The organism is Pseudoxanthomonas sp. (assembly GCF_027498035.1).
In the GTDB taxonomy this organism is placed as follows: Bacteria; Pseudomonadota; Gammaproteobacteria; order Xanthomonadales; family Xanthomonadaceae; genus Pseudoxanthomonas_A.
Genome location: NZ_CP114978.1, coordinates 2,894,407 through 2,918,148, shown reverse-complemented (window position 1 = coordinate 2,918,148; position 23,742 = coordinate 2,894,407). Strand labels below are relative to the sequence as shown.

The 23,742-nt window shown below is 66.4% G+C and carries 17 protein-coding genes; 11 read left to right on the top strand and 6 right to left on the bottom strand.

Going from position 1 to position 23,742, the window contains the following annotated elements; genetic code table 11:
• Positions 1 to 126 precede the first annotated feature (126 nt).
• Entirely contained in the window at positions 127 to 2,901 is a 2,775-nt protein-coding gene (locus O8I58_RS12655; RefSeq protein ID WP_298316582.1) for a TonB-dependent receptor, read from the bottom strand.
• A 309-nt stretch (positions 2,902 to 3,210) separates the two neighbouring features.
• Here O8I58_RS12655 and O8I58_RS12650 point away from each other — a divergent pair, with 309 nt between their 5' ends.
• Both O8I58_RS12650 and O8I58_RS12645 read left to right on the top strand, forming a co-directional pair.
• Positions 3,211 to 4,233, top strand: coding sequence for a sugar kinase (locus tag O8I58_RS12650; RefSeq protein ID WP_298316577.1), 1,023 nt, complete (start codon positions 3,211 to 3,213; stop codon positions 4,231 to 4,233).
• A gap of 101 nt (positions 4,234 to 4,334) precedes the next feature.
• Positions 4,335 to 4,646: a hypothetical protein gene (locus tag O8I58_RS12645; RefSeq protein WP_298316573.1), complete on the top strand. Its 312-nt coding sequence runs from the start codon at positions 4,335 to 4,337 to the stop codon at positions 4,644 to 4,646.
• Between the two features lie 120 nt (positions 4,647 to 4,766).
• Here O8I58_RS12645 and O8I58_RS12640 read toward each other — a convergent pair whose 3' ends face one another.
• Positions 4,767 to 6,668: a sigma-54-dependent Fis family transcriptional regulator gene (locus tag O8I58_RS12640; RefSeq protein WP_298316570.1), complete on the bottom strand. Its 1,902-nt coding sequence runs from the start codon at positions 6,666 to 6,668 to the stop codon at positions 4,767 to 4,769.
• 241 nt (positions 6,669 to 6,909) lie between these two features.
• Here O8I58_RS12640 and adh point away from each other — a divergent pair, with 241 nt between their 5' ends.
• From adh to O8I58_RS12600, 8 genes are all read left to right on the top strand, one after another.
• Positions 6,910 to 8,439, top strand: a complete 1,530-nt coding sequence (gene adh / locus O8I58_RS12635) for an aldehyde dehydrogenase (protein ID WP_298316567.1) — start codon at positions 6,910 to 6,912, stop codon at positions 8,437 to 8,439.
• A 286-nt stretch (positions 8,440 to 8,725) separates the two neighbouring features.
• Positions 8,726 to 10,975 carry a TonB-dependent receptor gene (locus O8I58_RS12630; RefSeq protein WP_298316565.1) on the top strand — a complete coding sequence of 750 codons (2,250 nt, stop codon included), beginning with the start codon at positions 8,726 to 8,728 and terminating at the stop codon, positions 10,973 to 10,975.
• A gap of 43 nt (positions 10,976 to 11,018) precedes the next feature.
• On the top strand, positions 11,019 to 12,731 hold the full coding sequence (locus tag O8I58_RS12625) for a methanol/ethanol family PQQ-dependent dehydrogenase (RefSeq protein WP_298316562.1): 1,713 nt from the start codon (positions 11,019 to 11,021) through the stop codon (positions 12,729 to 12,731).
• A 25-nt stretch (positions 12,732 to 12,756) separates the two neighbouring features.
• A complete protein-coding gene (locus O8I58_RS12620) occupies positions 12,757 to 13,986 on the top strand; it encodes a c-type cytochrome (protein ID WP_298316559.1) in 1,230 nt (409 codons plus the stop codon).
• Between the two features lie 337 nt (positions 13,987 to 14,323).
• On the top strand, positions 14,324 to 15,505 hold the full coding sequence (locus tag O8I58_RS12615) for a porin (protein ID WP_298316557.1): 1,182 nt from the start codon (positions 14,324 to 14,326) through the stop codon (positions 15,503 to 15,505).
• Between the two features lie 89 nt (positions 15,506 to 15,594).
• Complete coding sequence (azu, locus tag O8I58_RS12610; RefSeq protein ID WP_298316554.1) at positions 15,595 to 16,047, top strand: azurin; 453 nt, start codon at positions 15,595 to 15,597, stop codon at positions 16,045 to 16,047.
• Between the two features lie 232 nt (positions 16,048 to 16,279).
• The gene (locus tag O8I58_RS12605; RefSeq protein WP_298316551.1) at positions 16,280 to 18,421 is read left to right on the top strand and encodes a TonB-dependent receptor family protein; all 2,142 of its coding nucleotides are present in this window, start codon (positions 16,280 to 16,282) and stop codon (positions 18,419 to 18,421) included.
• 38 nt (positions 18,422 to 18,459) lie between these two features.
• A complete protein-coding gene (locus O8I58_RS12600) occupies positions 18,460 to 18,831 on the top strand; it encodes a DUF779 domain-containing protein (RefSeq protein WP_298316548.1) in 372 nt (123 codons plus the stop codon).
• Between the two features lie 590 nt (positions 18,832 to 19,421).
• On the opposite strand, the gene O8I58_RS12595 is transcribed toward O8I58_RS12600, so the two are convergent.
• Both O8I58_RS12595 and O8I58_RS12590 read right to left on the bottom strand, forming a co-directional pair.
• Positions 19,422 to 19,625: a hypothetical protein gene (locus tag O8I58_RS12595; RefSeq protein ID WP_298316547.1), complete on the bottom strand. Its 204-nt coding sequence runs from the start codon at positions 19,623 to 19,625 to the stop codon at positions 19,422 to 19,424.
• Positions 19,626 to 19,694: 69 nt separating this feature from the next.
• Positions 19,695 to 19,997: a YciI-like protein gene (locus O8I58_RS12590; RefSeq protein ID WP_298316543.1), complete on the bottom strand. Its 303-nt coding sequence runs from the start codon at positions 19,995 to 19,997 to the stop codon at positions 19,695 to 19,697.
• Positions 19,998 to 20,264: 267 nt separating this feature from the next.
• Between O8I58_RS12590 and O8I58_RS12585 the strand changes: the two genes are divergently transcribed.
• Positions 20,265 to 21,467 carry an amino acid aminotransferase gene (locus O8I58_RS12585; protein WP_298316540.1) on the top strand — a complete coding sequence of 401 codons (1,203 nt, stop codon included), beginning with the start codon at positions 20,265 to 20,267 and terminating at the stop codon, positions 21,465 to 21,467.
• 263 nt (positions 21,468 to 21,730) lie between these two features.
• Here the strand turns inward: O8I58_RS12585 and lldD are convergent, their stop codons facing one another.
• Both lldD and lldR read right to left on the bottom strand, forming a co-directional pair.
• A complete protein-coding gene (gene lldD / locus O8I58_RS12580; RefSeq protein ID WP_298316537.1) occupies positions 21,731 to 22,876 on the bottom strand; it encodes an FMN-dependent L-lactate dehydrogenase LldD in 1,146 nt (381 codons plus the stop codon).
• Positions 22,873 to 23,676: a transcriptional regulator LldR gene (gene lldR / locus O8I58_RS12575; protein ID WP_298316534.1), complete on the bottom strand. Its 804-nt coding sequence runs from the start codon at positions 23,674 to 23,676 to the stop codon at positions 22,873 to 22,875. Before lldR ends, lldD begins: the two co-directional genes overlap by 4 nt.
• Between the last annotated feature and the right edge of the window lie 66 nt (positions 23,677 to 23,742).

The window sequence follows — 23,742 nt, the reverse complement described above, 5'->3', positions numbered from 1 at the left end:
CCACGGCAAATCCGCGGCATGTCCCGGGACATGCCCGGTGGGCGCGTTCCCCGATCCCGACCCGGACGGCCGGAACCGGGGTGGCGCGCATGACACCGATGGTCATCGCGACGCCGTCACCCTGGCTCAGAACTTGTAGCGCACGCCCGCCAGGAATTCGCGCCCGGTCTGGGCATAGGTCAGCGGCAACTTCCACGCCGATGTGCCGACCCACTCGTAGGACACCTCGTTGGTGAGGTTGATGCCTTCCAGGCTCAGTTCCAGGCGGTCGTTGAGCTTCCAGCTCAGCGAGGCGTCGACGGTGTTGACCGCGTCCATGCCGTGGAACGAGAACCCGGCCACGCTTGCCGGGACCTGGGTGTAATAGCCATCCCGATGCGTATAGGACACGCGGCCGCCGAACTTCGGGCCTTCATAGAACAACGTGCCGTTGTAGGCGTTCTTCGATAGCCCGGTCAGGTCGGTATTGAGCGAACTGGCGCCGGTGCTGGTCAGGTACTGGATCTGCGACTGCACGTAGGTGTAGTTGAGCTGCAGGCCGAGGTTGCTCCACTTGCCCGGCAGGAAGCTGAAGGGCTGGGCGTAGTTGAACTCCGCCCCCTTCAGGTCGCCACCCGGGGTATTGAGCGGGCGGGTGAAGGTGAACAGCTCATCGACCGACACGCCGGTGCCGTCGAGCAGGCTCGCTGGCAGGCCGCCGGCCGAATACGGCATCACCGTACTGGTGCCCTGCACGAAGCTGTCGATGTCCTTGTAGAACAACGCCAGGCCCAGCAGCGCGCCCTCCTGGAAATACCATTCGAAGCCCAGGTCCGCGGTCTTGGCGCGGATCGGATCCAGGTAGGGATTGCCGCCATTGACGTAGCGGTAGCCGCTGGACAGGCTCAGGGTGGTGCCCGGGGTCAGGCTGCTCAGGCTCGGTCGCGCCATGACCTTGGCCGCGCCGAAACGGATCAGGAAGTCCGGGGTGATCTCGGCCACCAGGTTCAACGACGGCAACGTGTCGTTGTAGTCGCGCGAGACCGTGGTCAGGACCACGTCGCCATTGACGGTTGAATAGCCGGTGGAGGATTGGCTGGTCTTCACGTACCGCACGCCGAGGTTGCCGGAGAACGGGATGGCGCCGATGTCGAAGGCGAATTCACCCATCAGCCAGCCGCCGCGATCCTTTTCCTCGACCCGGCGCGTGCTGGCGACGCGCTCGCTCAGTGCGAAGGTGCCGGTGCCGCTGTAGATATCCAGCGCATCGGCCACCGCGTCCAGGTCGGGAATCACCCAGCTGTTGGGATAGCCGGTGATGCCCGACAGGCTGGCGATCTCGGTGAAGTCCACCGGCACCGTGGTGGTGCCGTCGGCGAACGTGGGCACCGCCGTTTCCGAGGTGCGGCGGTATTCGCTGGTGCGGAACTTGTAGTCCTTGGCCAGCACGCCGCCCTTGAGAGTGAAGGCCGGGCCCATGTTCCAGGTGAAGTCGAGCGAGCCGGTGTCGAACTCGTTGCTGGCGTACTGCGGTCGCATCCGGATTTCGGCCAGCGTCCAGCCGCTGGCATCGGTGGGATCGACGCCGTAATCGAATACCGGCGAGGTGTAGCTGTCGCGGTAGTCATAGCTGTAGCCATCCACCGCCTTGTCCATGATGATCGTGGTCTGGATCGGATTGTCGTGCTTGGAACTGGACGTGCCGATCTGGCCGTTGATCTTGAACGCATCGCCGAAGCGGTGTTCGCCACTCAACGAGATCTGCTTGAAGGTCGTATTCCATTCGTCATAACGCTGCTCGGAACGGATGCCGGCGTTGTCGAACTGGCCATACAGCATCGCCCCGGAGGTCGGATCGATGTAGCCATCGTTGAGCAGCATCTGTTGTTTCTGCGCCGAGTAGGCGAAGGAGATCGCCTCGATGTACTTCTCCTTGCGCTTGGCATCGATCTTCGAATACAGCGTATCCAGCGAGAATTCGGTGTCGTCACTGGGCTTCCACTGCAGCGAGCCGGTCACGCCCAGGCGCTTCTGCTGGTGCTCCAGCAGGGTGTAGCGCGGGAAGTACGGCGACCACACGTTCGCGGCCAGGCCCTCCTGGAAGGGCGAGTCCGGACTGAAGCCACCGTTGCTGGTGCCGCCGTACCAGCGGCCACTGCCGCTGCCCTCCTCCAGGACCTTGCGTTCGGAGTAGGCCACCGACAGCAGCGCGCCGAAGGTGCCGTCGGCCCAGGTGTTGGCGATCAGCGCGGCCACGCGCGGCGAGGCCTTCTCCGACATGTCGTTGTAGCTGCCCTGGCCGCTGGCGGCGAAGGTGAAGCCGTCGTAGTCGAACGGCCGCGCGGTGCGCAGGTCCACGGTGGCACCGAGCGAACCTTCCTCCACGTCGGCCGACGCGGTCTTGCGTACGACCAGTTCGGAGAACAGGTCCGAGGCGAACACGTTGAAGTCGAAGCCGCGGCTGCGGTTGGTGCCGCCGCTCTGGTCGCTACCGCCGACCGTGGCCAGCGCCTCCATGCCGTTGATGCGCACGCGGGTGAAATCCGCGCCCAGGCCACGCACCGAGATGTTGCGGCCTTCGCCGGCGTCGCGGGTGATGGTGACGCCGGGAATGCGCTGCAGCGATTCGGCCAGGTTCAGGTCAGGGAAATTGGCGATGTCCTCGGCCACGATCGCGTCGACCATGCCTTTCTCCGCACGCTTGATGTCCAGCGCCTTCTCGACGCTGGCGCGGTAGCCGGTCACCTTGACGCTGCCCAGGTCGGTGGCATCGACCGCATCGGCCTGAGGCGAGGCGCTGTCGGCGGGCTGGTCTGCCGTCGCGGCAGGAACTTCCTGTGCGGTGCCGGCGCCGTGCAGGGCCATGCCGACCGACAGGGCAAGCAGCGTGAATGGCAGACGACGACGTGTCTTGGTTCGCATGAGATCCCCTCCCAGGGCGCATGAACATGGTTTGCCCGAAGCCGGCACCCCGTGCCGCTCGTTCCGCGGAGAGAAATGACACCGCTGGTCAAAAATCTAACAACACTCCCGCCGGTGAGCATCTTGCAATGCACCATCGCGACCACGCCGCCAGGCCGGAGAGGCCTGTTTTCAAACGAAATCGCCAGATTCGCGGGGTTTCATGCCACTCCCGCGGAATCGCAAATGACACCGATAGCCATTCCTATGGCAGGCTAATGGGCGTTGGGCGCGCACAGGTCGCCGCCCGTGTTCTGGAGGGTGTACTGGATGAAAACCGGCATTGTTGCCTGCTATGGCGAACTGCTGCTGCGGCTGGGCGCGCCCGGGCGCCAACGGCTGCTGCAGTCCCCTGTCCTGGACGTGCATATCGGTGGGGCCGAAGCCAACGTCGCGGTGTCCCTGTCGCAATGGGGGCACGCGGTGCGCATGATCGGCCGGGTCAGCGCCAACGCGCTGGGCGATGCCGCATCGGGTGAACTCAGGCGGCACGGGGTGGATACCTCGCGCGTCGAGGCGGCCGCGGGCCGGATGGGCCTCTATTTCCTGACCACCGGCGCGCTGCAACGGCCCAGCGAGGTGATCTACGACCGCGCCGACTCAGCCTTCGCACGTGGCACCCCGGCCGACTACGACTGGCCGGCGCTGCTCGATGGCGCCGGCTGGCTGCACCTGTCCGGTGTCACGCCAGCGCTGGGCGCCGCGGTGGCGCAGACCGCCATCGATGCCGCCCGGACGGCACGTCGACTGGGGCTGGGGGTGTCGTTCGACGGCAACTTCCGGCCACAGCTATGGCAGGCCTGGCAGGGCAATGCGCCAGGCATCCTGCGCCAGCTCATGGAACAGGCCACGGTCCTGTTCGCCGACCATCGGGATATCGCGGTGGTCCTGGGCCTGTCGTTTGACCAGGCCGAGACCACCGAGCGGAATCGCGCCGCCGCCAGCGCCGCCTTCGAAGCCTTTCCAGGCCTGCGCCACATGGCCTGCACCCTGCGCCAGACCTACAGCGTCGACCACCAGGGCCTGGGCGCGATGCTGTTCAACCGCAACGGCGAGGTGCACCTTGCGCCCGAGCGCACGCTGTCGGCCGTGGTGGACCGTATCGGCGGCGGCGATGCCTTCGCGGCGGGGATCCTGCATGGTTTGTTCTCGCAGCTGCCCGACGCCGAAACACTGGGCTTCGGGCTGGCCGCCGGCTGCCTGAAGCACTCCATCGAGGGCGACTTCAATCGGGTCAGCCAGGCCGAAGTCCACGCGCTGATGGGCGAGGACCGGCTGGATGTGCGTCGCTGAACGGCCAGGGCCGCCCGTAACCACCTGTTCACGTCACTGACCCGAGGATCGCGCAAACCGCGTTCGTGTGACGAACGAGGTAACCCACGGGATACACCTGTATGCGCCCAAGTGCCGATGAGCTGTTCGACGAACTCTCCCAGCTTGACCTGACCTTGAACGCGATTGCCGCCCAGCCGGGCAGCGCCGACCTGTCACTGCAGCAGTCACTGCAACGCCATCTGCGCAGCCTGCGCATCTTCCTGGATATCGATGCGGCGCAGGTGCTGCACGATCTCTCCGACGCCGCGCAGCATGTACTGGAAGCCAGTGACGACACACTGGCCACGGCCGCGATGCGCGACCTGGGCCGCATGCGCGCCTTGCTCGACGCCATGTTCCGTCGCCAGGTCGCGCAGGCAAGCGCGGCCTAGGTTCTCCGCGAGTGCCGCCCGTGGGCGCGGCCTTTATCCCCCCTTTCGGGGGCACGACCGCGATGGGTTTTCCCGGTGACGTCCGATCGCCGCTGACGCGGCTCCCGCCGGCGTGGCCGGCTAGTTCGGACTGCCGTGCATGCCTTCGCCCAGACGGCGGTACAGCGTGCTGCGGCTGATGCCGAGCTTGCGCGCGGCCTTGGTGACATTGCCCTCGCATTCGAGCAACGCCTGGCGCATCGCCGCTTCGGCCATGGCATCCAATCCCGACGCGGCCTCCGCAGCACCCATCAACGGTGAGGAATGCAGCACCGGTCGCAGGTTGTGCAGGTAGGACGGCAGCAGTTCGATCCCGATCAATGCATCCGGCTCACTCAGGGCCACCAGCGTGCGCAGGCAGGCGGTGAGCTGGCGCAGGTTGCCGGGCCAGCTGTAGCCGGACAGCTGCCGCTGCGCTTCGTCGGTCAGCGCGCGCCCCTGGCCCAGGCGCTGCCACAGCGCCTGTACCAGCCCGGCGCGGTCACCGTTGGCGCTCAGCGGCGTGATACGCACGGTGTGGTGGGCGATGCGGTAATACAGGTCGGGCCGGAAGCGGCCTTCGGCCATCGCCTGGTCCATCTCGCGGTGCGTTGCACAGACCAGGGCGAAGTCCAGCTTGATCGGCTTGCCACCACCCAACGGCGAGAGTTCGCGCTCCTGCAGCACCCGCAGCAGGCGCGGTTGCAGTGCGAGCGGCATGTCGCCGATTTCATCCAGGAACAGCACCCCGCCATCGGCCTGGCGCAGCAGCCCGGGATTGCCGTTCTTGCGCGCGCCGGTGAAGGCACCGTCCTCGTAGCCGAACAGTTCGGCCTCGATCAGGCCTTCCGGCAGGGCCGCGCAGTTGACCGCCACGAACGGCTTGCCGGCACGCGCGCAGCGGCGATGCAGCTCGCGTGCGAAGACTTCCTTGCCGGTGCCGGTCTCACCCTGCACCAGCACCGGCAGGCCGGCATCCAGCACGCGGCAGGCACGGACCAGTTCGGCTTCCTGGCTGGCATCGAACAACGGCGCATCCGCGGGCTGCGGCGTGACCGCGGCCGACACGGTGATGGGAGGACGTGCAGCCGGACGCTTGGGCCGTGCTTCGCCATCGTCCACCCGTCCATACAGCGCGCGGCCCTGGCGATCCAGCAGCATGCCGTCGTCGCGCAGTTTGCCCAGCGCATCTTCGAACAGCGCGGTGTAGGACGCGCGCCCAAGCTCGCCACGTTCCAGCCCGAACAGCTGCAGCCCAGCCTGGTTGGCCGCCATCAACCGGCCATTGCGGAACGCCAGCAGGCCTTCGCGCGCGGTGCCCAATAGCGCGGGGTCACGATGCAGGCGCAGCAGTTCGGTATCGGGAATACCATCGTCGAAATAGCGGTGTTCGATGTTGGCCACCGCCAGCCGTGCCAGGCCCAGCGCATGCATGTGCTGCACCTTGGAGTCGCCGGAAATATCCAGCACGCCCACCTGCAGGCCATACGGGTCGAAGATCGGCGAAGCCGAGCAGCTGAGGATGCCGTGCGGGGTCAGGTAGTGCTCGCCACCGTGGACCACGACCGAGCGGCCTTCGACAATCGCCGTGCCGATGGCATTGGTGCCCACCTGTGCTTCGTTCCAGCAGGCACCTGGCATCAGCGCGACGCGGCCGGCACGGTCCAGGAAGCTGGCACTGCCTTCGGCATCCAGGATCCAGCCGTCCTCGTCGGTGAGGATCACGATGCTGCCGGTGGACGCCGCATCACCGGACAGCAGTTCCAGCTCGGCCCGCGCCAGGCGCCAGAGTTTCTCGTGGCGCTCGCGCATTTCCCGCAGGCGGCCGGCAGTGACCGGCTCGATGCTGGGCGAGGCTTCAACGGCCAGGCCCTGGCGCTGGCACCGCACCCACGAGCGCAGGATGGTGTCTGGCACCTTGCCCACCGGCGCGCCGCCGTGTTCGAAGAAAGCGCGCCTGGCCTGGCCAAGATGACGTTCGGACTGGGATTGCTGTTGTGCCACATTCCTCTCCGGGGTGTCGCAATTTGCGACACCGCAACAGTGCGTTGTCCCAATAAACATCACAGCCGGCGCGCATGCGCAACGAGTAGCTGTGATGCGTTGCAGCAGCGACGAAGCGGGAGTTTCGCAATCCCATGGGAAAACCTCGTGACGCGTCGCAACACCGGTTTTTTGGCACCGCCCTTGCGCTTTCTTCGGGAGCCGAACGGGCACCACACAACCCCGCACCAGGAGCTTCCGCATGAACGCCGTCACCAGCACCAAGCCGCTGTCCACCGACCCGCAGTCCATCTTCAAGAAGCGCTATGCCAACTTCATTGGCGGCAAGTGGATCGAACCCAAGGGCGGCGAGTACTTCGACAACATCTCGCCGGTGACCGGCAAGGCGTTCACCCAGATCCCGCGCTCGGGCAAGGACGACATCGAGGCCGCGCTCGACGCCGCCCATGCCGCCAAGACTGCTTGGGGCGAAGCCTCGCCGACCGAGCGCAGCAATGTCCTGTTGAAGATCGCCGACCGCATCGAACAGAACCTGGAGCTGCTGGCCTACGCCGAGACCTGGGACAACGGCAAGCCGATCCGCGAAACCCTCAATGCCGACGTGCCGCTGTGCGCCGACCATTTCCGCTACTTCGCTGGCGCGGTGCGCGCCCAGGAAGGCGGCATCTCCGAGATCGACAAGGACACCATCGCCTATCACTTCCATGAGCCGCTGGGCGTGGTCGGCCAGATCATCCCGTGGAACTTCCCACTGCTGATGGCGTGCTGGAAGCTGGCGCCCGCACTGGCCGCCGGCAACTGCGTGGTGATGAAGCCGGCCGAGCAGACCCCGGCCTCGATCCTGGTGCTGATGGAAGTCATCGGCGACCTGTTGCCGCCGGGCGTACTGAACGTGGTCAACGGCTTCGGCCTGGAAGCGGGCAAGCCGCTGGCCAGCAGCCCGCGCATCGCCAAGATCGCCTTCACCGGCGAAACCACCACCGGCCGCCTGATCATGCAGTACGCCTCGCAGAACCTGATCCCGGTCACCCTGGAGCTGGGCGGAAAATCGCCGAACATCTTCTTCGCCGACGTGATGGCCGAGGACGACGATTTCCTCGACAAGGCGGTCGAAGGCTTCGTGCTGTTCGCCTTCAACCAGGGCGAAGTCTGCACCTGTCCGTCGCGTGCGTTGGTGCAGGAATCGATCTACGAGAAGTTCATGGAAAAAGTGATCGCCCGCGTGGCGGCGATCAAGCAGGGCGACCCGCTGGACCCCAACACCATGATCGGCGCACAGGCGTCGAGCGAGCAGCTGGAAAAGATCCTGTCCTACGTCGACATCGGCAAGCAGGAAGGTGCCGAAGTGCTGATCGGCGGCGAGCAGAATAAGCTTGGTGGCGACCTGGCCGGCGGCTTCTACATGAAGCCCACCGTGTTCAAGGGCCATAACAAGATGCGCGTGTTCCAGGAAGAGATCTTCGGGCCCGTGGTCTCTGTCACCACCTTCAAGGACGAAGCCGAAGCGCTGGAGATCGCCAATGACACGCTCTACGGCCTGGGTGCCGGCGTGTGGAGCCGCGATGCCTCGCGCCTGTACCGCATGGGCCGCGCCATCCAGGCCGGCCGGGTTTGGACCAATTGCTACCACGCCTATCCGGCACACGCGGCGTTTGGCGGCTATAAACAGTCAGGCATCGGCCGTGAGAACCACAAGATGATGCTCGACCACTACCAGCAGACCAAGAACCTGCTGGTCAGCTACTCGCCCAAGAAGCTCGGATTCTTCTGACCGGTTGATGGATCGCACCGCACCTCCCCGCGTCGGGGTGCGATCCAGCGCCGCGGTGGCGTGGCCTTCACCGGCCACGTCTCCCGGCGTCCCCGCAACCGTTGTCGAGGAGATTCATATGGCCGTCCGAAATGGCGACCCGCAGGACTGCTGCGCCCGTGCAATGCATGCCATCGGCATGCCAGGCGATGCACACCGCGCTTTCCCATCCCGTTTCCGCAGGCCATCGCGCCACGCCCTGGTCAGGGCGCTGTCGCTGGCACTGCTGACCCAAGGCGTCCTTGTCATGCCCGCGCTTGCAGACGAATTGCCAGGCATCACCACCCTGCCCACGCTCGACGTGGTCGGTGTGACGCCGTCTGGCGATGCGACGCTGCCGGCCGACAAATCGCCGTACCCGGTGCGTGGACTGGATGCCGACCAGCTGGACCGCATGCGTTCGGTCGACCTGACCGCGGCCATGGACCGCTCGGTCCCGGGCGTCACCTTGAACAGCGTGCAGGGCAATCCGCTGCAGCCGGACGTGCAGTTCCGCGGCTTCACCGGTTCGCCGCTGCTGGGCATCGCCCAGGGCATCGCGGTCTACCAGGATGGCGTGCGCGTCAACGAGATCTTCGGCGACACCGTCAACTGGGACCTGCTGCCGCAGCAGGCCATCGACCGGCTGGACGTGGTCACCGGCGCCAATCCGGTATTCGGCCTCAACACGCTGGGCGGCGCGATCGTCCTGCACAGCAAGAACGGCTTCGACAACCCGGGGACGCAGCTGTCGTATGAAGGCGGCTCGTTCGGCCGCGAAGTGGCCAGCGTCGAATCCGGCGGCAACAACGGCGCGTGGGGTTACTACGTGCTGGCCGACAACCTGTACGAACAGGGCTGGCGCGACCTCTCGCCCAGCCACGCACGGCATTACTTCGCCAACCTCGGCTGGCATGGCGAGCGCGCCACGCTGGACCTGTCGCTGGCCAAGGCGAAGACCCGGCTCACCGGCAACGGCGCGCAGTCCATCGAACAGCTGCGCCGCGACCGCGACAGCATCTTCACCGCGCCCGACCAGACCGACAACGACCTCACCCAGGCCACGCTGCGCGGCAGCTTCCACTTCAACGACGAGACCGTGCTGAGCGCGATGGTCTACGACCGCAAGGTCGATACGCGCAGCTTCAACGGCGACGGCAGCGAAGCGGAGGAATGCGAAGCCGACGATGACATCCTGTGCGAGGAGGAGGACGACGACGGCAACCAGGAAGTCATCGTCGACCAGAACGGCAACCCGATCTCATCCGAATACGACGCGGTCAACAACATCGGCAAGCGTCGCCAGCGCGCGCACGGCGGCAACGTGCAGATCGTGTTCTCGCAGGACATCGCCGGGCACGATAACCAGCTGGTGGTCGGCGGTGATTTCCTCAGCGGCAACGTGCGCTACGCCAGCATCGTCGAACCGGCGGTGCTGCTGGACGACCGCAGCACCTCGCGCGATTCGGGCCTGGAAATCCCCGAGGACGCGCTGGATGTCTACGCCAGCACCCGCACCTACGCCTGGTATGCCACCAACACCTTCAGCGTCACCGATGCGCTCGCGCTGACCGTGTCGGCCCGTTACAACGAGACCCGCACCCGCATTGCCGACCAGTCCGGCGAAAACCCGGACCTCAATGGCAACCATGTGTTCTCGCGGCTCAATCCGGCCGCCGGCCTGGCGTGGAAGTTGAACGACACGCTCACCGCCTACGGCAGTTACAGCGAATCCACCCGGGCCCCCACGCCGGTGGAGCTGACCTGTTCGGATGAGGACGCGCCCTGCAAGCTGCCCAACCAGTTCATCTCCGACCCACCGCTCAACCAGGTGGTGGCCAAGAGCTGGGAAGCCGGCCTGCGCGGCAAGGTCGGCCACACGCTCAGCTGGCAGGCCGGCCTGTTCCGCACCACCAGCCACGACGACATCCTGTTCCAGACCACTGGCGGCACCACCTCCAACGAAGGGTTCTTCGCCAACGTCGGCGACACCCGCCGCCAGGGCCTGGAAGCCAATGCCCAGGGCGCGCTGCATGATGGCGTGGTGGAGTGGTCGGCCAGCTATGTGTGGCTGGATGCGACCTACCTGGACGGCTTCCAGGAAAACGCGGCCAACAATCCCACCGCCGATGACGATGGCCTGATCACCGTCCAGCGCGGCGACCGCATTCCGGGCCTGCCGCGTCACCAGCTCAAGGCCGCGGTGGAAGTGGCGCTGACGCCAACGTTGCGCGTGGGCGCCAATGCCCAGTACCGCAGCAGCCAGTACCTGCGCGGCGACGAATCCAACGACCTGCCGCAGATCGCCGGCTACGCGCTGTTCGGCCTGCAGGCCACGTGGGATGTCACCCCACGCCTGCAGCTGAGCGCGCGCGTCGAAAACCTGTTCGACAAGCGCTACGCCAGCTTCGGAACGCTGGGCGAGCCCGACGAAGTCTTCCCCGGGGATTCCGATCCCCGGTTCCTGGGGCCGGGCGCCCCGCGTGGTGGCTGGGTGGGGGCCCGCTACCGCTTCTGAGCGTCACGTCCCCAAGGCAACCCACTACCCAGGAGAGCGACACATGAAACACCACCGTCCATCCATCACCTGCAAGGCGCTGGTCGTGGCCACGCTGCTGGCCTGCACCGGCCTGGCTGCCGCGGCCGAAGCCGACTACGCGCCGGTCACCGATGCGCGCCTCAAGAGCGCGGCCACCGACAATGGCTGGCTGATGTACCGCCGCGACTACACCAGCCGTGGCTATGCGCCGTTCAAGTCCATCAGCACCAAGAACGTGGCCAACCTCAAGCCCGCCTGGGATTGGAAAAGCCCGCTGGACATGGGCCATGAAGCCCCGCCGATCGTCAACGGCGACTACCTGTTCGTGACCACGCCGAAGAACCACCTGATCGCCTTCCAGGCCAGCACCGGCAAGCAGCTGTGGACCTATGAGCACGACCTGTCCAACGTCGGCCTGAAGACCATCTGCTGCGACGTGGTCAACCGCGGCGTGGCCCTGTACGGCGACAAGGTCTACATGGCCACGCTGGACAACCATGTGGTGGCGCTGGACGCCAAGACCGGCACGGTCGCCTGGAACGAGCAGCTCAACGCACCCGACGTGGGCTATGCGATGACGCTGGCGCCGCTGGTGGTCAAGGGCAAGGTGATCGTCGGCGTGTCCGGTGGCGAGTACGGCGCGCGCGGCTTCGTCGAGGCGCTGGACGCCAACACCGGCAAGCAGGTGTGGAAGCTGCACACCGTGCCGCTACCGGGCGAACCGGGCGGCGACACCTGGCCCAAGGGCGCGGCCGAAACCGGCGGCGGCGCGGCGTGGCTGACCGGCTCCTACGACGCCGACACCGATACGCTGTTCTGGGGCGTGGGCAATCCCGGCCCATGGCTGGCCACGCTGCGCCCGGGCGACAACCTGTACACCGATTCGGTCATCGCGGTGAACCCGGCCGACGGCAAGATCAAGTGGCACTACCAGTACACGCCCAACGACACCTGGGATTACGACGGCACCAACGAGACGGTGCTGACCGACATCACCTACAAAACCAAGAAGTACAAGGCCATCGTCAGTGCCAGCCGCAACGGCTGGTTCTATGCGATCGATCGCACCAACGGCAAGCTGATCTACGCCGAGAAATTCGCCACGGCCACCTCGGTCAGCGGCTTCGACGCCAATGGCAAGGCCATCACCGATCCGGAAATGCGCCCGACCGTGGACAAGGAAGTGTTCACCTGCCCCAGCTTCCTGGGCGGCAAGAACTGGTGGCCGATCTCGGTCAGCCCCGACACGCACATGGCCTACGTGCCCACGCTGCACACCTGCATGACCATGAAGGGCGGCGCGGTCAGCTACAAGGCGGGCCTGCCGTTCCTGGGCGAGACCTTCCTGGTCAAGCGTGACCCGGCGTTCCCCAACCACTGGGGCTCGGTCCAGGCGATCGATCTGAACACCGGCAAGCAGGCGTGGACCTTCCCGTCCGAGCTGCCGTGGAACGGCGGCATGTTGACCACCGCCGGCGGCCTGCTGTTCTCCGGCAGCGCCGATGGCTACCTGTACGCCTTCGACGCCAAGACCGGCAAGGTCCTGTGGAAGAGCCCGCAGATGGCCTCCGGCGTGCTGGGCGTGCCCTCCACCTGGACCGTCAACGGCAAGCAATACGTCGGCGTGTTCGCCGGCTGGGGCGGCGCCGTGCCGATCTGGGGCGGTGAGATGGCCAAGGATCCCAAGGTCCGCAACCTTCCGCTGGGCGGCCACCTGTACGTGTTCTCGCTGTAAGCAATCAAGTCACCGGAGCCAGGAAATGAAACACACCCCGCACCCCACTTTCCTCCGCACCGTCCTGTCGCTGGCGCTCGTCGCCAGCGGCATCGGCGCCGCGCAGGCCGCCGTCTCGGTCTGCGTGGACAGTTCCAGCCCGACCGTGGAGATGGACAAGGCCATCGCCGCGGCCGTGGCCAAGCAGCAGAAGACCACCCTCACCGTGCATGCCTTCGATGGCACCGGCGACGACGAGGAAGGCTTCGACCTGAAAGAGTTCAACAAGATGGCGGCCAACGACTGCCAGCTGGTCATGGGCTTCCCGGTCGATACCTCCGCCAGCGGCTTGCCGGATGGGCTGAAGGCGACCAGTGCTTACGGCCGCACCGGTTTCGTGCTGGTGACGCCGGTGGCCGCACCGGCACATTCGCTGTCCAGGCTGCCCGAAGGCAGCCAGGTGGCGGTGACCTACCAGACCACGCCCAATCTGTACTTCGTCGACTACCCGAAGCTGCAGGCCGACGTGCACCTGACCAACGATGACGCCATCTCCGCGCTGGAACAGAAGAAGGTCGGCGCGGCGATGCTGTGGCGCCCGTCCGTGGTGGGCTACCTGGCCCAGCACCAGGAGGAAAAGCAGTTCGACTACGCCGAGCTGGACGAGCCGCACGCCCGCTGGAACCTGGTCGCGCTGTACGACCCGGCCAACGCTGCGGTGGCCCAGTCCTTCGACGCCAGCATCAAGGCACTGCAGGCCAGCGGCGCGCTGGGCAAGCTGCTCGATCCGTATGCGGTGGTCGCCGATGCGGCATCCGGCAACAGCCAGGCCAATGCAACGACCCTGTCGATGCTGCAGCGTGGCGCGCAGCTGGCCAGCAACACGCCCGGCGCACCGAAGGCAGACCCGGCCGCTGCAGGCGGTGGCGCCATCGACAAGCTCTACACCAGCGCACAGGCCGACAAGGGCAAGGCCGACTACGCAGAGAACTGCGCGCTCTGCCATGGCGACACGCTGGCCGGGCGTGCCGGCCCGGCATTGAAGGGCAAGCACTTCGCCAACCCGGCGGCCAACTTCCACGTTGGCGATATTTTCACCATCGTCTCGCAGAACATGCCGGCGACGCAGCCAGCCAGCCTGGACCCGAAGATGTACGCCGACATCATGGCGTTCCTGCTGCAGGAAAACGGCTATCCCGCCGGTGACAAGGAACTGACCTTCGATGACGCGAAGGCCTCCAAGGTGCCCCTGGTCTATCACGGCACCGAGCAGTAACCGCGACACGGTCGCGCCGATGGCAACGCCGGCGCGACCGGATTGAAGCAACACGCCGCACCGTTGGTGGCGCCTCCCCGCACCCACCGACGCCAGTGCCACCACCTGCACCACAGGCCGATGGCACGGGAGCTTGGGCGACGTCCGACCCCGCAACGGACGCACGCGGATTCATCCAGAGGCAGCACGTGTGCAGGCTCCCGCAAGGGCCTGCGCCTGGCCGCCGCATTGCCTGCCGTCGCGGACCGGCCCCGTTGGGACCGCCGCAGCGGCGGTTCAACCGAGGCCGGCGCCACCGACCGGCAAACCGACGTGCATCCCGGGGAGGGACAACGACATGAGCAAGCAGACACATCCACATGCCAGCCACCGCCAACACCATCTGCCGCTACGCCTGCTGTCGGCGGCCATCGCACTGGCCGCGCTGCCAGCGGCCAATGCCGTGGAAATGACCGCAGGCGACTGGAAGATCGACGTGGGCGGCTACATCAACGCCTACTACACCAGCGTCAGCTGCGGCAGCGGCGCGGTCGGCGGCCTGGCCCTGGCCGGACGGGCCCTGGGCTGCGGCGGCGAATCCAGCCGCACCACCATCGGCAACGGGCTGCTGCCCAACGCACTGGTGACCAAGTTCTCCACCGAGCAGGAGGGCTACGACATCGGCGGCCAGATCGCGATCATGGCCCACACCGCCACCGACAGCGCCATCGACCCCAACAGTGGCGTGGACGTGCGCCAGGCGTTCTTCACCATCGGCAACGCCGACATCGGCAGCTTCAAGCTGGGCCGCGACTACGGCGTGTTCGGCTCCAACGCGATCCTGGGCGACATGACCCTGATGGGCGTGGGCGCGCCGGTCCAGGCCACCCAGCGTGGTCGCGTGTCGCTGGGCCATATCGGCGCCGGCTACACCTACCTGGGCAACTACGGACAGATCGCCTGGACCAGCCCCGACCTCAATGGCTTCAGTGCCACCGTGGCCCTGATCAGCCCGGTCGGCAACAACGGCGCCTACGAGTCCAAGTCGACGCCGCAGGTGCAGGGCCAGGTGCAATGGAAGAACGACAACTTCAAGGCCTGGGTCGGCGCCAAGACCCAGCGTTTCTACAATGAGCTCGACGAGGACGACCAGTTCACCATGCGCGGATTCGAAGCCGGTGCGTCGGTCACCGCCGGACGTTTCGGCGGCCTGGTCAACATCCAGACCGGCACCGGCCTGGGCATCCTGGCCGATGGCGACCAGGAAGACACCAAGTCCACCAACTGGCTGGCGCAGGGCACCTTCGGCATCACCGACAAGGTGAAGCTGGGCGCCAACTACGGCATCAGCCGCAACCGCGACGAAACCCTGGCTACCGGCGGCCTGAAGTCCAACGCCAACGCCACCCTGGGCGTGTACTGGCAGATCACCAAATCCGTGACGTTGGCGCTGGAAGGCAGCCGCACGCGTTCGGAAGGCTTCGACGGCACCACCGTGGACATGAACGGTGGTTCGGTCGGCGGCATCATCTTCTTCTAGCGTTTCACCCCGTGCCGTACGTGTCCGCGGGGGATGCGTGCGGTGCGGGTCTTTTTTCCCCGCCACCCCTGCATGAAATGGAGTCAACGATGCGCAAGCTGATCCCCACGCTGTTGCTGCTGTGCCTGGCCGCGATGGCCCCGTCCGCGTTCGCCAAGACCTGTGCGGTCACCATCAACGGCGATGACGCGATGAAGTTCGACAAGACCGAGATCAAGATCGAATCCAGCTGCACCCAGGTCGCGGTGACCCTCAAGCACACCGGCAAGCTGGCCGCCAACGTGATGGGCCACGACTGGGTGCTGGCCAAGACCGCGGACATGGCCGGCATCGACGCCGATGGCATGAAGGCCGGCATGGCCGCCGGCTTCATCAAGGCCGACGATGCGCGCGTGATCGCCCATACCAAGGTGATCGGTGGCGGCCAGTCCGACACCGTCACCTTCGCCACGTCCAAGCTCACCAAGGGTGGCGACTACAGTTTCTTCTGCTCGTTCCCGGGGCACTCGTCGATCATGAAGGGCAAGTTCGTCTTCGGCTGATGCCGCCGCTGCGCGCCACAGGTGTGCCGGTCACCGCGCACCTGCGGACGCGGGGTTGCGCCGGCTCCGGACGGATTCCCATCTTTTTCCCGTGTCGCGTCGACCGGGCCGGTCCGACCAAAGTCGTAACATGTCGTCGTGCGACGGCAGCCCCGTTCCGCACACACTGGCGGCACACGACGTCGCGCTGACGACCCAGCCGCCGTCCTCCGCACAAGAAGAACGCACGCCCATGAAATCCCCGCGCACCACCCTGCTGCATACGGCCTGCATGGCCGTCCTGTTCACCAGCGTGCCGGCCCTGGCCGACGAGGCCACCACGGCCGCCGATCCGGTCACGCTGGATCGCGTGGTGGTGACCACACGTCTTGAGCGCGTTCCTGCGTTCGACGTGCCCGCCTCCACCACCACCGTGGACCTGGGGCAAGGTGGCCACAACGACGTCAATGTCTCCGACTACCTGGATGGCGTGCCCGGCCTGCTGGCGCGCGACCGCCAGAACTACGCGCAGGACACGCAGATCTCCATCCGCGGTGCCGGTGCGCGTTCCACCTTCGGCGTGCGTGGCATCCGCCTGTATTCCGATGGCATCCCGGCGACCATGCCCGATGGCCAGGGCCAGGTGTCGCACTTCAACCTGCTGGGCGGCGAGCGCGTGGAAGTGCTGCGCGGGCCGTTCTCGGCGCTGTACGGCAACTCGGCCGGCGGCGTGATCCAGCTGTGGAGCGCCGCGCCGACCCAGGCCCCGGAATTCACCGTGCAATCCACCTACGGCCGCGATGACAGCTGGACCGCCGGCGCGCGCGTGCGCGGCACCAGCGGCCCGGTCGGCTACAACGTGGCCGTGCAGCGCTTCATGACCGATGGCTATCGCGATCACAGTGCGGCCGAACGCAACTCGGGCAATGCCAAGTTCACCTTCGACCTTGGCGCCGCCGGGACGCTGGACCTGGTCGGCAACAGCTTCCAGTCCGATGCGCAGGACCCGCTGGGCCTGACCTGGGCTCAGGTGCAGGCAGACCGCACCCAGGCCACCTCGCAAGCCGAGCAGTACAACACTCGCAAGTCGATCCAGCAGAACCAGTTGGGCGCGCTGTACACGCTGCCGGTGGGCGAACACCAGAAAGTCCGCATCAGCGCCTGGGGCGGCAACCGCAAGGTGGTGCAGTACCTGTCGCTGCCCATCACCACCCAGGCCAATCCGCTCAATTCCGGCGGCGTGATCGACCTGGACAACGACTACGGCGGCGTCGATGGCCGCTGGTCGTGGGATGGCGAACTGGCCAGGCGTCCGCTGGAAGTCACCGCCGGCAGCAACTTCGAGCGCCAGCGCCAGCACCGCACCGGCTACAACGACTATGTCGGCGACGTGCTGGGCGTGCGCGGCGACTTGCGTCGCAACGAGCGCAACACCGTGGAGAACTTCGACCAGTACGCGCAGGCGTTCTGGGAATTCATCCCACGCTGGTCGCTGCTGGTCGGCGCGCGCCACAGCCAGGTGCGTTTCGCCTCGAAGGATTACTACATCGTCGGCACCAATCCCGATGACAGCGGCAGCAAGGATTACTCGGAAACCACGCCGGTGGCCGGCCTGAGCTTCGCCGCCACCGACGACCTGCGGTTCTACGTCTCGGCCGGTCGCGGCTTCGAAACGCCCAGCTACAACGAGATCGGCTACCGCGCCGACGGCGGCGCCGGCCTGGCCTTCGACCTGCAGCCGGCGGTCAGCCGCAACTATGAGCTGGGCGCCAAATGGCGCGCGCAGTCCGGCGCGCATGCCGAAGTCGCGCTGTTCCGCGCCAGTACCCACAACGAACTGGCCGTGGCCCGCAACGTCGGCGGCCGCAGCAGCTATCGCAACGTCGGCGATGCCCGCCGCCAGGGCCTGGAACTGAGCGCCGGCGTGCCGCTGGCTCAGGACTGGTCGCTGGACGTGGCCTACACCTATCTGGACGCGACCTTCCGCGACAGCTTCCCGATCTGCACCGCCGCCGGCTGCACTGTGGCCAACACGCTGGTCGCGGCCGGCACGCGCATTCCCGGCACCGCACGCAACCAGTTCAGCACCACGCTGGGCTGGCGCCACGGCGCCTGGAACGCCAGCCTGGAAGGCGAAGGCGTCAGCAACGTCAGCGCCAACGACCAGGGCAGCGCGATGGCGCCGGGCTACTTCCTGGCCAACCTGGAAGCCGGCTACCGCTGGGACTTCACCCATGGCGCGCTCAAGGGCTTCGTCCGCGTCGACAACCTGCTGGACCAGGACTACATCGGTTCGGTCATCGTCAACGAAGGCAACGGCCGCTATTACGAACCCGGCCCGGGCCGCGGCGTGATGGTCGGCGGCCGCTGGACCTGGGGCGGCGACGGCGGCTGATCCACGCTCCGCACCCCACATCGCACCAGGAGATCGCCATGGACACCCGTCAGGTCATCGCCACCATCCCCAGCCTGCAGCTGATCGACAAGCTGCGCCAGCGCCACGGACCGGTGCTGTTCCACCAGTCCGGCGGCTGCTGCGACGGCTCCTCGCCGATGTGTTTCCCCACCGACGACTTCATCGTCGGCGACAACGACGTGCAGCTGGGCGAAATCGGCGGGGCGGCGTTCTACATCAGCCCCTCGCAGTTCGAATACTGGAAGCACACCCAGCTGATCATCGACGTGGTACCCGGGCGCGGCGGGATGTTCTCGCTGGAGAACGGCGAGGGGGTACGGTTCCTGGTGCGCTCGCGGTTGTTCACCGATGAGGAGTTTGCGGCGTTGAAGGTGGAGGGGAAGGTTTGACCTTTCCTTTCGCAGGTCGGGTTTTTTGCCCATTTCTTCAGAAGCAGGGCTTTCACGCTGCTTCGCAGCGCGAGCTACTTTTGTCTTGGCAAAAGTAGCCAAAACCGCCGGCGCCTGACACTCGCCGGGCTTTCAGCCCGGTGCCCTGTGCTCCTCGCCGGAACCGGCACGGCGCGGGAACTCGCTTCGCTCAGACACCCGCGCCTCTTCGGCCGTTTCCGCCTGCGGTGCTCGGCTCGCTTTGAAGGCGCTGAAGATCAAGAGCGGAGCAACAGCAAAGAACAAAATCGGCGCCGCGCGCGGTGTTGCTCCTGCTCTTGCTCGTGCTTTCAGGCCTCCGTGAGGCAGGCCGAAGGGGCGAGGCAAAGACCCGCAGGGCGATGCACATGGATGTGCATCGTTTTTGGACGGGACAGGATGTCCCATCCAAAAATCCCTCGGCCCATAGCGAACCCTCGCGAAGCGAGGGCGTGCCGCCCGGAGTGTGTTTCTTTGCCTAGCTTTCTTTGCACAAGCAAAGAAAGTAGGTCGTGCGGCGAAGCCGCACGAAAGCTCTGCACTTCGCGAAAATCAACGACCAAGCGAAGCAATCAAAACCGGAAGAAGTACGGCCCAGCCATCAGCACGACCCCGATGACCACCGTCAACCACGCTGAATCCACAAACCAAGTAAACAATCCCAACGCCAATCCACACAACGACGGCACCAGCATCTTCTGGCGCACGCCATAGACCATATAGCCGCCGCCAATGGCGCCGAACAGCATCCCCCAGACCAGGTTAGCGGTGTCCATCGAATATCCCGGTTCGGCCTAGGTGGAAGCGGCAGTCTAGAACCGCCGCCCGCGCGCGGTGCGCCAACCTCAGTCCAGCGTCAGCTGCTGGCTAGCCGTGGCGCCCACCACTGTGGCCCACGGCTTGACCGTCCAGCCCACGACCACGCCGTTGCGCACATACGGATCGTCCTGGGCGAAGGCCCGCGCAGCCGCATCGCTGTCACCCTGGAACAGCAGCAGCGCGCTGTCGGCCGGATCGCCCACGGCGCCGCCCAGGACCAGCTCGCCGCGGGCGACCGCGGCCTGCGCATACGCCAGGTGGGCGCGGCGGAATTCCCCGCGGCGGCTCAGGTAATCCGGTGCGGTGTCGTAGAGCAGCAGGAAGTGCATGGCCAGGCTCCGGCGCGGGGGAAGGCGGGTCGCCAGTGTGGTGACCGATGACGCCACCTTCAATGCCCGCAACGTCACCGCCGCCGCGCCGGGCCGAACGTTGTCGCCTGTAACCGTCTGGCGGAACAAAAAGCCGGGCCGCTGCTGGGTCTGGCCGGTCCGGCCCTGTTACGATTGGCCCCCATTTTTCGCTCCGGCGCCTGGCGCCACGGGCCGGAAAACGCGCTGGATGCGCCCCCTCTTTCTCCCGCCACATCGAGTCACGCCGTGTCTTCTTTCGCATCTGTTGAACAGGTCCCGGGCGATCCCATCCTGGGCCTGACCGAGGCTTACAACCACGACCCCCGTCCGGGCAAGGTCAACCTGGGCGTGGGCATCTACTACGACGAGTCCGGCCGCATTCCGCTGCTCAAGGCCGTGGGCAAGGTCGAAGAAGCGCTGGCGCTGGAAGCCAAGCCGCGCGGCTACCTGCCGATCGACGGCCTGCCGGCCTACACCCAGGCCACCCGCGAGCTGCTGTTCGGCAAGGATTCGCCGCTGCTGGCCGCCGGCCGCGTGGCCACCACCCAGACCGTGGGCGGCAGCGGCGCGTTGCGCGTCGGTGCCGAAGTGCTGCGCAAGCTGCTGCCGCACGCGACCCTGGCCCTGAGCCGTCCGTCGTGGGAAAACCACCGCGCCGTGTTCGAAGCCACCGGTTTCCAGGTCGATGAGTACACCTACTTCGACGCTGCCAGCCATGGCGTGGACTTCGCCGGCATGCTGGCCGATCTGAAGGCACTTAAGCCCAAGACCACCGTGTTGCTGCACGCGTGCTGCCACAACCCGACCGGTGCCGACCTGACCGTGGCGCAGTGGAAGGAAGTGGCGCAGGTGCTGAAGGACGGCGACCTGTTCCCGTTCATCGACATGGCCTACCAGGGCTTCGACAAGGGCATCGTCGAGGACTCGGCTGCGATCCAGACCGTGGTCGAGGCCGGCATCACCGACTTCATCGTCGCCAGCTCGTACTCCAAGTCGTTCTCGCTGTACGGCGAGCGCGTGGGCGCACTGACCATCGTGGCCGCCACCGCCGAGCAGACCAAGGCGGTGCAGTCGCACGTCAAGCGCATCATCCGCACCATCTACTCCAGCCCGTCCCATCACGGTGCGGCGCTGGTGGCCGGCGTGTTGAACAACCCGGAGCTGCGTGCGGACTGGGAAACCGAGCTGACCGCGATGCGCGAGCGCATCCATTCGTTGCGCGCAGGCCTGGTGCAGCAGCTGGCCGACGCCGGTGCCGGCGATTTCAGCTTCATCGCCAAGCAGGCCGGCATGTTCAGCTACTCGGGCCTGACCAAGGACCAGGTGGAGCGCCTGCGCGAAGAACACGCCATCTACGCCATCACCTCCGGCCGTATCTGCGTGGCCGCGCTCAACGCCGGCAACCTGGAGCGCGTGGCCAAGGCCATCGCTTCGGTGGTGAAAGGCTGAGGGTTTGGCAACATCGCCCGCTTGACCGGGCGGCATTGCGAGGAATCAAAAAGCGCCGGCATTGCCGGCGTTTTTTGTGCGCTTTGTGGGGGAGTCACTGCAGTGGCGATGAGGCCTGCCCGTGGAAATCATCGGCGTAGAAGCGGCTCCCACCGCTGGGGTCTTTCTCATGGGCCGAACGAAGAGCAGCGGAGCAAGCTCCGCTCTACAGGAAGGCCGCCACCGCGAGATTTGAAGAGACAGTGGCTTCCAGCAGGGACAAATCAAAGATGCGCGCGCGACACCAGCGACTGCGGGCCGATATCGGCGATGGTCCTGGAGCTGGTCAGCACCATCGCCACGCGCATTTCCTTTTCGATCAGGTCCAGCAGATTTGCCACGCCGGCCTCACCGGCGGTGGCCAGCGCGTAGATCCAGGCGCGGCCCAGCAGCACCGCGTCGGCGCCCAGCGCGATCATGCGCACCACGTCCAGGCCGGTGCGGATGCCCGAGTCGGCCAGCAGCTTGATCTGGCCCTTCACCGCATCGGCAATGGCCGGCATGGCCCGCGCGGTGGACAGCACACCATCGAGCTGGCGGCCACCATGGTTGGACACCACGATGCCGTCGGCGCCGAACCGCACCGCGTCACGCGCGTCGTCCGGGTCCAGGATGCCCTTGATGATCATCGGCCCCTTCCAGAATTCGCGGATCCATTCCAGGTCCTTCCACGAGATCGAGGGATCGAAATTGTTGGCCAGCCAGCCGATGTAATCCTCCAGCCCGGTCGGCGTGCCCAGGTAGGCCGACACGTTGCCCAGGTCGTGCGGTTTGCCGTGCAGGCCCACGTCCCAGGCCCAGCGCGGATGCGTGGCGGCCTGCCACATCCGGCGCATCGACGCGTTCGGCCCACTCATGCCCGAATGCGCGTCGCGATAGCGCGCGCCCGGTGTCGGCATGTCCACGGTGAACACCAGCGTGGTCACGCCTGCGGCCTGCGCGCGCTCCAGCGCGTTGCGCATGAAACCGCGGTCCTTGAGCACGTACAACTGGAACCACATCGGCCGATTGATCGCCGGTGCCACTTCCTCGATCGGGCAGACCGACACGGTGGACAGGGTGAAGGGAATCCCGCGCGACGCGGCCGCGCGTGCGCCCTGCACTTCGCCGCGGCGGGCGAACATGCCGGTCAGGCCGACCGGCCCCAATGCGATCGGCAGCGACAGTTGTTCGCCGAACAGTTCGGTGCGCAGGTCCAGCGCCGACATGTCCTTGAGCACGCGTTGGCGCAGGGCGATGTCGGACAGGTCCGACACGTTGTGGCGCAGCGTGTGCTCGGCGTAGGCGCCGCCATCGATGTAGTGGAACAGGAACGGCGGCAGCCGACTTTGCGCCGCGGCGCGGTAGTCGGTGGAAGCGGAAATGATCATGGCGTGTCCACGGGCGTGGGGAGGCGTGAGGCGCGCAGGCGCCGGGCCTGGTCTTCGTCCAGCGCGCGCAGGGAATCATGGACGAAGCGCAGGTGCGACTGCGCAGCATCGCGCGCGGCGGCGGAATCGCCACGGACGATGGCGTCCATCAGCACGCGATGCTGCTGCGAGAGCGACTCGAAAGTGCGCGGCGACAGGTACAGCTTCTCGCGACTCTCGCGGATGCTCGACTGCAGCAGGTCGAACAGGCCGCGCATCACCTGCAGCAGCACCAGGTTGTGCGAGGCCTCGGCGATGGACAGGTGGAAATCGGCATCGGCGCGCGCTTCGGCCAGGTGGTCGCCGCGGCCATGCGCGGCCAGCATCGCTTCGAAACTGGCGCCGATGCGGGCCCGGTCATCGTCGGTGGCGCGCTGGGCGGCATGCCAGGCGGCCTCGCCTTCCAGCGCATGGCGGATCTCCAGCACGTCGAAGGCGTAGTCGGGGTTGTCCTGCATCAGGCCACTGAGCGGGGCGACGATGCGCTGCTGCTGCCAGCCCAATGCGGCCGGCTGCACATAGGTGCCGCCGCCGACACGACTGACCAGCAGGCCCTGGCTGGCCAGCTGCGCGATGGCCTCGCGCAGCGCCGAGCGCGATACCGCCAGCTCCAGCGCCAACGCGCGTTCGGCCGGCAGGCGATCACCAGCCTTGAGCCCGCGGGTGCGGATCAGCGCACGCACCTGCGCTGCGACACGATCGGAAATCCGCCGTGGCGCAGGTTCGCCAACATCTTCGGTCTGACCAATAATGGTGCTCATGCGCCGTATTGAACGCCCATCCCGCCGTTAAAGCAACCTGCTCGGAACTAAACGCCGGCTCTTACC